18 protein-coding genes and 1 pseudogene are annotated in these 12137 nt (G+C 39.8%); 11 read left to right on the top strand and 8 right to left on the bottom strand.

Going from position 1 to position 12137, the window contains the following annotated elements:
• From VSA01S_RS18310 to VSA01S_RS18345, 8 genes and pseudogenes are all read right to left on the bottom strand, one after another.
• Window positions 1–72 (bottom strand): annotated as a pseudogene (locus VSA01S_RS18310) (alkylphosphonate utilization protein); the annotation flags it as partial.
• Between the two features lie 210 nt (window positions 73–282).
• Window positions 283–1503: a site-specific integrase gene (locus tag VSA01S_RS18315; RefSeq protein WP_039983714.1), complete on the bottom strand. Its 1221-nt coding sequence runs from the start codon at window positions 1501–1503 to the stop codon at window positions 283–285.
• The gene (locus VSA01S_RS18320) at window positions 1482–1685 is read right to left on the bottom strand and encodes a hypothetical protein (protein ID WP_039983716.1); all 204 of its coding nucleotides are present in this window, start codon (window positions 1683–1685) and stop codon (window positions 1482–1484) included. Before VSA01S_RS18320 ends, VSA01S_RS18315 begins: the two co-directional genes overlap by 22 nt.
• Before the next feature lie 58 nt (window positions 1686–1743).
• Window positions 1744–1929, bottom strand: a complete 186-nt coding sequence (locus VSA01S_RS18325; RefSeq protein ID WP_039983718.1) for a hypothetical protein — start codon at window positions 1927–1929, stop codon at window positions 1744–1746.
• Between the two features lie 66 nt (window positions 1930–1995).
• Complete coding sequence (locus VSA01S_RS18330; protein WP_039983720.1) at window positions 1996–2376, bottom strand: hypothetical protein; 381 nt, start codon at window positions 2374–2376, stop codon at window positions 1996–1998.
• The gene (locus tag VSA01S_RS18335) at window positions 2373–2627 is read right to left on the bottom strand and encodes a hypothetical protein (protein ID WP_039983722.1); all 255 of its coding nucleotides are present in this window, start codon (window positions 2625–2627) and stop codon (window positions 2373–2375) included. The genes VSA01S_RS18330 and VSA01S_RS18335 overlap by 4 nt, the downstream gene beginning before the upstream one ends.
• Before the next feature lie 176 nt (window positions 2628–2803).
• Window positions 2804–3067, bottom strand: coding sequence for a hypothetical protein (locus VSA01S_RS18340; protein ID WP_039983724.1), 264 nt, complete (start codon window positions 3065–3067; stop codon window positions 2804–2806).
• Between the two features lie 129 nt (window positions 3068–3196).
• The gene (locus tag VSA01S_RS18345) at window positions 3197–3862 is read right to left on the bottom strand and encodes a LexA family protein (RefSeq protein ID WP_039983726.1); all 666 of its coding nucleotides are present in this window, start codon (window positions 3860–3862) and stop codon (window positions 3197–3199) included.
• A gap of 128 nt (window positions 3863–3990) precedes the next feature.
• Between VSA01S_RS18345 and VSA01S_RS18350 the strand changes: the two genes are divergently transcribed.
• The 11 genes from VSA01S_RS18350 to VSA01S_RS18395 all read left to right on the top strand — a co-directional run bounded on the left by VSA01S_RS18350 (window position 3991) and on the right by VSA01S_RS18395 (window position 12127).
• Window positions 3991–4194, top strand: a complete 204-nt coding sequence (locus tag VSA01S_RS18350; protein WP_039983728.1) for a helix-turn-helix domain-containing protein — start codon at window positions 3991–3993, stop codon at window positions 4192–4194.
• A gap of 58 nt (window positions 4195–4252) precedes the next feature.
• Window positions 4253–4801, top strand: a complete 549-nt coding sequence (locus VSA01S_RS18355; protein WP_039983729.1) for a toxin YdaT family protein — start codon at window positions 4253–4255, stop codon at window positions 4799–4801.
• Between the two features lie 8 nt (window positions 4802–4809).
• The gene (locus VSA01S_RS18360; RefSeq protein WP_039983731.1) at window positions 4810–5037 is read left to right on the top strand and encodes a hypothetical protein; all 228 of its coding nucleotides are present in this window, start codon (window positions 4810–4812) and stop codon (window positions 5035–5037) included.
• The gene (locus VSA01S_RS18365; RefSeq protein ID WP_039983733.1) at window positions 5034–5927 is read left to right on the top strand and encodes a helix-turn-helix domain-containing protein; all 894 of its coding nucleotides are present in this window, start codon (window positions 5034–5036) and stop codon (window positions 5925–5927) included. Before VSA01S_RS18360 ends, VSA01S_RS18365 begins: the two co-directional genes overlap by 4 nt.
• Entirely contained in the window at window positions 5914–6333 is a 420-nt protein-coding gene (locus VSA01S_RS18370) for a hypothetical protein (RefSeq protein ID WP_039983734.1), read from the top strand. Before VSA01S_RS18365 ends, VSA01S_RS18370 begins: the two co-directional genes overlap by 14 nt.
• Complete coding sequence (locus tag VSA01S_RS18375; RefSeq protein WP_039983736.1) at window positions 6333–6932, top strand: hypothetical protein; 600 nt, start codon at window positions 6333–6335, stop codon at window positions 6930–6932. The genes VSA01S_RS18370 and VSA01S_RS18375 overlap by 1 nt, the downstream gene beginning before the upstream one ends.
• A gap of 362 nt (window positions 6933–7294) precedes the next feature.
• Window positions 7295–8674 (top strand): hypothetical protein, encoded by a 1380-nt coding sequence (locus VSA01S_RS18380; protein ID WP_145993930.1) that lies wholly within the window; start codon window positions 7295–7297, stop codon window positions 8672–8674.
• A gap of 34 nt (window positions 8675–8708) precedes the next feature.
• Complete coding sequence (locus VSA01S_RS20070; protein WP_158000800.1) at window positions 8709–8885, top strand: hypothetical protein; 177 nt, start codon at window positions 8709–8711, stop codon at window positions 8883–8885.
• 502 nt (window positions 8886–9387) lie between these two features.
• Entirely contained in the window at window positions 9388–10041 is a 654-nt protein-coding gene (locus VSA01S_RS18385) for a hypothetical protein (protein WP_039983740.1), read from the top strand.
• 338 nt (window positions 10042–10379) lie between these two features.
• Complete coding sequence (locus tag VSA01S_RS18390) at window positions 10380–10757, top strand: hypothetical protein (RefSeq protein ID WP_039983742.1); 378 nt, start codon at window positions 10380–10382, stop codon at window positions 10755–10757.
• Window positions 10758–11299: 542 nt separating this feature from the next.
• Window positions 11300–12127, top strand: coding sequence for a hypothetical protein (locus tag VSA01S_RS18395; protein WP_147052739.1), 828 nt, complete (start codon window positions 11300–11302; stop codon window positions 12125–12127).
• Window positions 12128–12137 lie beyond the last annotated feature (10 nt).

The raw sequence follows: 12137 nt of genomic DNA on the forward strand, positions 1-12137 counted from the left end.
CGTTTTATCATCGTCGGACATGCCTTTCATCGCCCAATTCATTTGCTCTTCTTCCATGTACATCATGTCGAGCGGATTAGATATAATGGTAATTTAATGAATATTATCAATACTTTATATTATTTTATAAAATTAAGGGGCCTAGGTGGGGCAAAAACTTACTAGAATTAACTCCTTTGACACCTTCCAGACCTCTTTAATTTAAGAAGTATTTTTTCCTTTATCCATTTGTCGAAAACATTAGCGGTCATGTAATAATTACTGTACTACATTCATTCACGGCTAACTTTGTATTTTCTTCAACGCCTCCCATGCCTTTTCGCTTTCAGATGCATTTTTATTCTTCATCCACTTACCATAAACATTTGCGATCATCAAAAAATTACTGTGTCCCATTTGCTGCGCTAGATAAGCAATGTTCACGTTAGCGTAGCTCAGCATCCACGAAGCGTAAGTATGACGAAGCTGATAAACATTTCGATAAGGGATACCTGCACGAATGCAAATATTTCTCCACATCTTATTCGGTGCCGTCTTACTAAAGTAATCGTAAGGTGTTTTAGCATTAATATTTTCAGTCGCTTTTGGGTTAAATACAAAGCGGATATTATCTAAGCGAATAGTCTTGTCGGCTAACTCAACTTCATGATCTTTTTGTGGATAGAATGAGGTCAATTTCTTCTGCTCTTGCAAAGCCTGCAGTGCAGGAGGCATCAAATCAACAGTTCGTTCACGATCAGTTTTTGGTGTTTTCAACCCACGAGATTCAAATGTTGCTCTGCGAATTGTGAGTATCTTGTTCTCAAAATCTACATCTTCCCAGGCTAACCCACAAATCTCACCTGTTCTCAGGCCCGTGTAAACGAGTATGGTAATCATGTTTTTGTGTTGCTTTTGCATACAGGCATCAAGGGCTTTGTTTATCTCATTCAACGTGAATGGATTAATGTTACGTTCGGGGGTTTTAACACTTGACATAAACTCTGAAAAGTTTCGATCTACAACATCCATTTTATGCAGCCAAGTAAAGAACGTATTGATGGCACGGAAATATGTGTTCAATGTTCTAGCGCCACGACCATTCATGAGGAGAGATCTAAGCTCGGAGACGGACTGAGGACAGAGTGTATTACAGCTTCGGTCAGCTCCATAAGCGTTCTTAGTAATCTTGAATAAAGAGACGTATTTCTTGTATGTTGATGATCGTAAGTCAGCCTGCTTCAGTTGTAGATATTTATCAACCATTTCACCAAATGTTCTGGCTTGAAGTAGATCCGTCGCATGAGGTGAGTTAGGGAAGTGAGCCGAATAACGAAAAATACCGATCTTTATTTCATACATGATGGTTTCACGTTTTTGCGTGGCAAACTTAATATTCTGCTTGGTGGGAGCAAGGCCAAGAGTTTCACGACGTCTTTTACCTTTGTAAACAAAGTCGAGTCGTAAAGACTTACCATGAATTTCTACACCAGCAGGAAGTTTTACATTTTGGCTCGGTGCCATCGGTTCCATTCCTCAGTGTCTACCATCCATGTGCCGTTGATCTTGCACATTACAGTTGAAGGGTAGATCCCCTCATTAGCTTTCTCACGCAGCGTTTTTGTACTAAGACCGATAAGCTCAGATGCTTGTTTTAGAGTCACGATAGATATTTTTGCGAGTTTAGGGTTTTGGGTGCGAATCATACTTGAACCTCTATTTAAGAAGGTGATTGAATGTAATCCACTTTATTCAGATGAAGAACTAGCACTCATCCAAAAAGTTTTCAGGTTGACGAGTGACTTTGAGCTGTACTTGAATTCGGTCATTTCCTGATAACAATGTACCCAATAGGACTTCATTATCTGGATGCTTACCTTCAAACATTTCAGTTAACAACTGCTCTATGTAATCAAGCGCTTCGGATGCGACAATTTGTGCCTCACTCATTGTTATGCTCCTTGCTGTAACAACCATAGAAAATCAAACAAACAAATATATAAACCACTGCACCTGTCATGATTGAACTCCTTTTGCTATTGGTATTATTCGCACTCGGTTTGTGGTGTGCCAACACATGGCATCACCATAGAACAAACCACCTTCAAGTAACTTGGTGCATCCTTGTGGTAGCTGCTCACCACACTTGCCGCAGCAACCTAAATCACGCTCAATCTCTGGTATTTCGGCATGAACACGGTGAATAAGTGACTGCAAAGATTCAATTTGGGTGTAAGGCTCGCTTGGGTAAGCAAAAAACTGGCAAATATCATCAAGCTTTGTTGTTTCATCAGGTGACAACGTAACTCGAATTTCGTTATTGCCATTGGCCTTACGCTTGTCCCTTAGCCGTTTAGCTCTAATTGCTGCTTGTTTGCGTTTGCGTATATCACTCATTTCTTCACCTTACGCTTGTGAGACGCAACGGTCTTTTTCATAGGAGCAAGTAACTGACGTGCTTTGGTCAAACAAAAGTCGAAACATTTACCGTTGCGGCCACCGAAAGAGGCGGTGGTTCGGTAGGTTTCAATCGCGAAGTCACATGCACGATTTGCTTCGTGCCGTTTGTAGCCTTCACCAAGTAATATTCGATGAATGTTCTTGTGGATAAATTCTTCCTGAGAGTTCCGATTTAGGGAAATTTTCATTACACAAAGTTCCTTTAGTTTCTGGGTGAAACCTGGCAATCAGTCTAAGTACTTGAAATTGGTGGTCAGCCAGATATATACTGATTGCGAAGCTTGGTTATTACTTAAGTTTCATTGCACAAAGTAAGCCCTTATTGGTTTGGTCACCGATAGGGGTTTTCTCTTTTCTGAGCCTTTCAAAATCTCATTTCATTCAACTTACTACTCAATTGGTCAGAAAGAGCGTTGAACTGGTGAATGGTTTGAGCGTCTGCTATTCCTACACTTACTTCCAAGTTTTTAAACTTATCGCTTAGATTGATGAGCTGATTTAGCTCGTCATGAAGTGGGTCACTTTTTGGAATATTGGCTAATAAGTGTTGAAATCTCATTCTATGCAATTGAATGGCTTTAGAACCTTCCAGAGTTTTGCTGATTGAATCTATTGGTACAAATTTCATGTTATTCTCTCTAACAACTTAGGTTGTATTTGATCCTACAACTAAAGTTTTTGTCCTGTCAACACCTAAAGTTGTATTTTATGGTGTAAAAAAACCCGCACTCGGCGGGTCAGTTTCATTTCTGTATGTTTAAAGTTCCATTACAACCTGCTTAACGTAACCAACTATTCGGCAGTTACCATTGATTGGAATAGGGTCGTACTTTGGGTTTAATGGAACTAAAAATTTCTGAGGGCCATCGATCTCTAACTTCTTGATCGTCGCTTCTGGTGCATCGTTTAGAGTCGCGACAACAATCTTACCATTGTCTGGACAGTTGCATGGTTCGACTACGACAATAGAACCTGCAGGGATAGATGGAGAACCAAAAGGGTTAGTCATAGAGTTACCAGTGACACGCATGGCAAATGCTTCACCTGAGACTTTGACTGAAGTTATTTGTTGTTCAAAGTCCTGTTCTGTATCAAGTAATACGTTGGCCCAGTCACCAGCTTGTACCTGGCTCAATATAGGTAAAGAGCGAATTTCGCTTTTATTTATGATCACTGCATTAGAAGAAATACCATGCTTTTCGCTGTGAATATCAGCGTTATTACCTTCGGGGTCTATGCCTTGAAGCCAAAGTGCGCTGCATTGAAGAGCGTTCGCAAGCTGTAAGATATTACGAGGTTTAAGTGTTCTACCGTCTTCAATTTTATGAATAGACTGTTGAGCAACTCCAACTCTTTCAGCTAATTCAGCCTGAGAGAGATTTAGTTCTTTTCTACGTTGCTTAACTCGGTCAGCAAAACTCATCCGCAATTCCTATAACTAAAAAACCTTTCGGTGATATCTAATTATCACAACAAAACGTGTTGATTGACAAACAGCTTAGGTTGTAATTTAATAATACAACTTAAGTTGTTATGGGTTGTGAGGTAAACATGTCAGCCATTGAACGTTCTACTGAAATTTTAGGAGGTCAAACATCATTAGCAAAGCTTTTAGGTGTAAGCCAATCCCACGTTTGGAACTGGATTAATCGAAAGCACCAAGCGCCTGCAAGATATATACGAGCAATATCAGAGGCAACAGGAGGAGAAGTATCAGTAAGTGAGTTATTAACTGACCATGAAAATACTAAGTGAAATTCATTAAGAGACCTGATCACCAACATTCTGGATAAAAAAACAGTAAGGAATAAAAATGCAACCGAGCTTAAAAAGCGTTATGCATAACGCGGTCGTCGCTTGGCGCAGTGATGCCACAAAAGAACAGATCGCAGAATACATCTCACGCCTATATCACAAGATGAGGATCTACGAAGAGGAAGATTGCCAAAGGGAACATCTGCTCAAAGTGCCGTCGGCGTTCAACAATCCAAACAATACTCAGAATCTGTTTCGCTATGTGAGCAGAACAAGTACAGAAGCCAAAGCCAACATCATGGATTTGTTGCCCGCCATTATCGCAGCCATGCCTAAAGTGCGGGCAACTGCAGCGCTTAACCAATTTCTTAACCCGCTTGGGTATTCAGTCGCTGCGATTGGCTCGAACCAAACTATGGCCAACCGTGATCAACTGCTTGCGGATTTCAGTAAAGAATCTTCAGAAGCACTTCGCTCAATACTTTTGCTCAGTGAGCACGCTACGCCTGACCAACTGCGTGATGCTTACCGAGAGTTACAAGAGAGTGCCGGTTCACACGAACCATTACTCAAATACCTAGAAACACTAATGGCGCAGAAAGGCTGACCACCTGAATGCAATTACTAACCACGCTAATCAGCAAAATAAGAGAACTTTGTGCAATGAGTCTTTCTTATCAAAACTATCATGGCCAAATGTTGTGGGTCGCAAACAACGGCAGTTGTCGTTATGTGGTATCACGCAATCAAGCGAAACAAATCCTACAAAGTATGAAGGCGAGGGTGCATGCCATTGCCGAGCTCGAGGCCGTCGCATTCAGTACCGAGAGGAAAAACAGATGAGTATGATCCTCACTGCCCAAGCTATGCAGCTAAAAGTCGGCAATGCGACACGTAAGCTCGTATTACTCAAATTAGCCGACAACGCCAACGATAATGGCATGTGTTGGCCATCTTACGAATACATCGCAGATATGTGTGAGGTAGACCGACGAACCGTGATGCGCCACATCAAAACACTGGAGGAAATGGGGTTTGTATCCATTCGTACCAGAAAGGGCGAAAAGGGTAATTCAACCAACATCTATAAGTTGAATTTAAAGGGTGACATTTTGTCACCCCCTAGTGACACAGGATCACGGGGGGTAGTGTCAGAGGATCACCTACCTAGTGATCCTATGTCACCCGGAATCAGTCATAGAACCAGTCAATTAGAACCTATAAAAAATAAACAAAAAGATTCGGGTGAAATTGAATCTTGTTTTAGCCGGCTTTGGGCCATGTTCCCAACCAAAAAATCCAAGAAGAACTCGCTAGCAAAATTCAAAAGCATCGTGAAAGCGCAAAGTGAGCGTCCCGAGGTATTCACCGAAATGCTTTGTCAGGACATCGAATCCAGAGTGACAAACCGCCAGTTTGGTTTCGACAGGCTTCACCTAACGACTTACTTGAATCAAGAACGATGGAACGACGATCATGAAATCAATCAATCCAGTATTGCTCAAACAAGCCATGCAACCACAGGCTCACAAGCAAACCGAATGGAGCAGCACAACGCAGAGCTGCTCGCACGCTACGGACACACTGCCGCACCAAGTGGGTACCCAAACCTTACACCTGAGTATGGAGGATTGGATCCAAGTGAAGTTTGTGGAGGGTTACGGAGCGAAGTGGATTTACAAGGCACTACCATCGACCTGGACACAAGCGACTTCTACAATGTCAGTGGCTGAGGTTCGCAGAGCCGTGAGCACAGCCTTACTTGAAGGGGATGCATGGCCGCCAAGCTTACCCGAGTTCATAGAGATGGGGCGGGAAGAGTTGATTGATACCGATGAAGCGTTCACCCGAATGCTACGTGGGGAGCCGAAAGGGGATATTGAATATTGGGCGTTGCAAGAGGTCGGTTTTATGTGCCGTGGAAAGCTTAGTGAACGAGAGGCCAGAGCCAAGCACCGGAAAGTTTTGAAGAAGTACGCTAAAAAAGCCAAAGCAGGATCATTACCAGCAAGGAACAATCCACGTTTAGCCGATAAAACGAATGTAAAGCCAATCAACGAGATAACAAGACCAGATCCAAACCGTTTTGATAAGAACTCGGTGTTTGCAAGGGTCGCAGCAATGGGAGCAAGGGCATAATGCAATTTGAAAAACTACTGGCAAAATTCAACGTAAAGGGGATTAACTACGAACCATCACTTGGTGGGAAAGGGCTCATTTCACAAGAAGAGCAGCTGGCGATCGTCGGCCTAGCGTGGAAAGAATCGCCTGTCGGTTTTTTAGTGCTGTTTGTTGAATGCTTGCAAGACAAGCCCGCACTCAAAAAGTTATACCAAGCCACTTTGATTGAAGCGAACACCTTAATGGAAACATGGCGCGGACCATACCCAGAAAAGGCACTTCAAGCACTCGTGTCCAGTGCAATTGCAGAAGCAACGCAGCAGTTTGGTCAAGTGTGCCCAGAATGTAATGGTAGTTGTAAATATATTGCCAAGAACCGAGCTAGAAGAACTTGCCCATGCTGCGATGATGGCCGTATAGGTTGGACCGGAGAAACTCGCTTTGCTTACTTCAGCCAAACCTTGCCCGTGACCTTTTTACGTTTTAAGAAGTATGAATCCATTCTGGGCAAATTGGTAAAATACTTGGTGGATAAACGCAGCGCAGCGGCTCTTGCGGTGCAGGGAAGGTATGAGCATGAAAAGACTGTCGCCGAGGCGTTAGAAGCTGAGATATGACTCGAAATTAAGTTTTTAGCCTATGGCGAACATAGAGAGAACATAGTTTTATATGCACTCCTTCATTGAGTATTCAGCTTCGCTTGTTAATTAACCGATCCCCCCGTCTAGGGGGCTGATGTTTCCCGAAATTGCAGAACGCTCCTGACAATCTGTACAAACAGGTACCACCCGCTCCTAACTGCAAACTAAGTTAGAATTGAATGTTCATTTCAGATTGTATGCAATATGTTTATATTGTTGAAATTATGAAGTATATCTATTGAGATTTTAGAGTTATAACTGCACAATATGCTGATAAATGCAGGTGTAAAGCCGACTAATATGCATTAGTTTCATAAATATGGTTAGGAGTATATAACTTGATAAGTAGTGTTATTAGTTTTATGGGGGCGTGGGAAAAAATCCGCGACCACAAAACAGCTGAATTGGAATCTCTTCGATTGGCAATAGAAAATTATGTCAATGGAAACGTAACTTTGGCGGAAGAAGCTTTTTCCTATAGAGAAGCCTGGGAAAAAGCACTTTTCGATCAAGGTTGGGACTTATCCGAGAAAAGTGTTTTTAATAACACTGGAAGAAAGGTTTCGGTAAGATTTGCTGGACCGACTAGAAATGGCTTAGCTGCACAGATTGGTTTGAATAATCCAGAATTCCTTAATCGGTGGCTTTACAATTATGCGAACATGGCTGTACGTCATGACTTATGTGAAGTGGCAATACTTGTTGTGCCCGTGGGAGACTCTGTCCCAGAAAACGATAGGAATCGAACTATTAACCGAAGAACATCGTTTGAACACTATTTAGAACAACTTGAGATGCTGTCTCCACTTAGTTTAGGTATTCCATTTGTAATCATTGGTTACTCAAAACATCCACAACTTTTCGAAGTGACAGTATATGAAATTGAATCTGAGTATGCTTCTAACCACGAGCCTAAAAATGTAGTTGTAAATAAAAGTATAGAATTTCCACCTGAATATCATCAGGCTGGCGTTGGTATTCTTAACTTTTTCTCTTCATATCTTAGTCAAAACTATCCTGATCAGGATGCCACCGTGAAGATTGAACAGCGTGGAATGAATGTCAGAATGATTGTTGAGTCTGAGGATGGGAATTCAGAAGTAATTGAGAAAGCACTACACGAGTATGAGCAAATAATGACAGGTAAGGAGTCAGCATCTAAATTCACAAATAACGATAAACTAGTTTTGGATATGCGTAGTGAACTACGAGTGGCTAAAGCACGTATCGAATCTCAGCAAGATATAATGCTACTGCAAAACCAGAAATTACAAACAAGTGAAGCTCGTGTTGACTCCCTTCTATCAATTGTTGGCATAGGGCTTCAACGTGAATCAGTTCCCATTAATGTTCAAGTTAACCCCTGCATTCAAAATCACATCGCTATTATGGTTAACTCAGACGTATCAGAAAGCTTAGGCTGTTTGAGTGAGCTACAGGAACTTCTCTCAAAGGATGATGATGTTGCATTGCCAATCTCTGATTTAACTTCAGCGTTAGAAAGAATCGAAGCAGAGCAAAATACAGACGTCGTAAGAAAGTCCTCGGCGATGGCGAAATTCTCCCGTTTTGTGGATAGCTTGCTAGATAAAAGTAGCTCAATACGCAAAGCTGTTGACGCAACTCAGCAAGGCTACGAAGTTGCGCTGGACTTAGTCAAGAAATATAACAAAGTCGCATCTTGGTGTGGTTTGCCAACAGTACCGACGTTCGAATAAAACTAACAAGTAATTTAAGAGTGATTCGCAACGCGTGGCATTTAAACCACGCGTTGGTTTATTGATTGAAGCGAACAACCTAATGGAAACATGGCGCGGCCCATATCCAGAAAAGGCACTTCAAGCACTCGTGTCCAGTGCAATTTTTACTTCTACATTAGCACTTTCGCTTGCTTATTTAACGGATGCTCCCCCGATTAGGGGGGGCTGATGTTTAAGGCCTCTTACTTATCTTTAGTTCTGCGCTCCCTCACTTTTGATCCATTATTGTATCTTCGAAAGCTACGGTCGAAGTTAGCCAAGTCTTGCACAAATACAGCAAATATAAATAGACAGAAGTTTCTTCAGCGAAAAATGGTTTTTAATTGATGCCTTCTATGAACAAAGTCATTAAGAGATTTAAGAAAGTGATATATTGTGTAAATATCTTTGTAGCTTTTTTATAGTTAAAGTGTCTAATAAATTAGTTATATGGAATAGTAAAACGGTCCACTTGCTTACTGTGTAACCTATACAATGTTGATAAAATATACTTTTTAATTGAACGTATATTATATGCCGATAGATTTTCCTAAGCCCAGAAAATTAACCAGTGCTGGATATGCCCCCAGTTCAAGATGATGTAATTCTTGCACCTCAAACTTCATTTATAGAGACGGAATCAGAGCCTTTGGCAAGAGAGGGAAATCAACTCAAGAGAGTGGTATTTGATAATGAAGTATAGATTTTTAATCGCTGTAAGCATGTGCTTTTTTCTTAGTAGCTGCTTTGAGAGTAAGCCTGTTTCAGTTGCAAGTATTGGCAATGCAGGATCTATAGGCGGTCCTCATTTTATTCGTGATATGTTGGTCAGTGATATTCATGGTGGAGGCGCAAACTTTGCTTATGGTAGTGTCCAAGGCTGTTGTGCTAGCGCTAGCATTGGTATCGGTATTCCTAGTGCCATTAAGGGACAATGGGAAAATGGGGTTGGTGGCGGGTCATCGCGTGAAAAATGGCAAAAACGTTGGAAGCCAGAATGGGGTAAATTTGATGAGAATTATGATACAAAATGGTTTCGAATTAATGATGTGATTGACAGTGAACTTGCCAAGAAAAAAATAGAAACAATGAACCATTACTACAAGAACCATCATGCAAACCCTGTCATGAAGCTTCTTGTTAATGGTGACAGAGTTATGCTTCTGTATTCTATCTTGTGTGTGAAATCTGCAAATGATGATTGTACTGTTAACGAAGGTGCAGACCCTAATGAATGGATAGTCCCTTCCCCTAATAGACACCCCAAAAGCGTCGCTTTAGTTACCGTTCTATATGATGGTAAAGGGGAAGTGTCGGACAAACCATTTGAGGATAAGACGCCTTAATATGATTTAGGATATAGAAATTAACGGCTTGTTTAATAACTCTAGCCCACAGCCTCAAACCAGGTTGATTTTTAGTTACGTTGTAATGAATCGAGACTAAGGTTTCAGTATTCTATCAATTTAAGTATGAAAGGAGGTACTCAGATAAATACATCAGATACACCTTCAATTATTGCAACAAGCCTAGAGTTTTTAATATTATGGCTATGATTAGTGGTTAATTAAAGATAAATATAGGTAAAATCACTAATACACGTTTTAATTAGATCTTATTTTTTCAATAAAAAACTATTGTTATCATTGATTTAATGTTATTATTTGTTTTTTTAGAGGTAGTTATGCAAAGGAAGTACAATCAAACAAGTGCACTACTTGTTTTATTATTTTTAATATTTGGCTCCGCACTTTTATATGCGAATGGAATTGTAGCTAGCCCATTAGAGAAAGTTATTGGTTTTTTATCTTCTTTCTTTAATTACCCGATAGCTATAGCGTTATTCTTAACATTCAAAGGTTCTGAACTGTTAAGTTATTCTTTTAGAAAATATCTTGCCATTTCTTTTATTCTTGTGTTTTTGTTAGAAAAATTAACTCCGTTATATATATATAGTGAGCAAGGGATTCCAAAGAATTATTTAACAATGACCGCATTACAGCTTCTACTTAATCTATTCATAGCCAAGGTTATTACTCATGGGAACAATAAAAGAACTTAGTAAATTTAGTCCTCTTAGTACACTAATAATTCAAATGTCAAAAAGACTTGAGGAAAAGGAAAGTGCATCAGAGATATACAGAGACCTCTACCCTCTTTTAGAGAGTGCTCTAGAAAGAGGCTGCACTTTTGAGTCAGAAGAAATTCAATCTATTGTGAGTATACTTGAAAGATTACCGGCCTGGGGAGCCAAAAGACGTAACTTTAAGAATCGATACTTAAGAAATGAGAGCACTTTAAGAAGCCTTCCTAGGGACCCATCTTATTTTAATGGGCAAGGTATGTGGCATTAAAAAAACACCACATTGGGCTTTTTGAATAAGCCCAATGTGGTGGTTTTTTACTTTGTAAATCAAACTGAAAGGGATAAACTTTCAAAGCTTTATGCTAGTATATTCCAATACAACAAAGATTTAGAGTTATTTTCTTGGGCTTGAGGTTACTTTTGATAGAAAACGTACCTGTTTAATATAATAGGGATAATAACGATTACTAAAGTTATAGCTTATAAAAAATATAATTACATGACAGGTTACAATTTTTATGGAAGTTTATTCAGATAATAATTTAGGTATAAAGACTAAAAGATTTGCTATAGTATTGTTGTTTCTTTGTTTTCTACCATTTCAGATAGCGCATACCATTGGTTCTGAATATTACATCCCCAAGATTTATTGTTGGGCTATGCTTTTAATTACAAGTGCTATACCAGTGTGCGTATTTACTAAGTTTGGGGTTGATTTAATTAAAAGAAAGCTTGAATTCGGTTTGGTTTTACTGCTAGGTATTATTTTTAACATTTCAGTAGCAATAATAGAACCTGTAATTATCAGGTCTAATGGCATCTTTGACATTAACTTTTACATGTTCTCTTCTCTAATTATTATGAATGTTCTTGGTGTTCTCTCTGGTGCTTTTTTTAGTAATAAAAACAATTTCCATAATAAAAAATATATTATCGTCAGAGGGGATGAAATAGAAGTTAGAGGGTCAGATATCTTTGGTTTGCTTAGTCTCAACAGAATGCCTTTCCTCAGAAAACCATTAAAGAAAGTGAGAAACGCTCTGTTTATTGCAAGCTTCTTTATTGGTACTGGCGGTGCTGGTATCGCTATGGGGATGGCGGAAGTACTTAAACATTCAGACATTATAAGTGCTGAAATAGGGGTTCATTCCGTAGTGTTTTTCAGTATTGGTATGCCAGTGCTGTTCACGTTCGGGATGTTGACTTATTCGATGGTGACTTATTTTCTTGAGTGGCGGAAGTTGATTGCTGGCATAGAGAAAGAGTTTGGTGGGCATAAAATTATCTATAATTTTAATAAAAAACCATACAAGAAGATTAGAGAGATATTAGATTCTCAAGAATAAATCGAAAAAA

Source organism: Vibrio sagamiensis NBRC 104589 (genome assembly GCF_007990935.1).
Taxonomy (GTDB): Bacteria; Pseudomonadota; Gammaproteobacteria; order Enterobacterales; family Vibrionaceae; genus Vibrio; species Vibrio sagamiensis.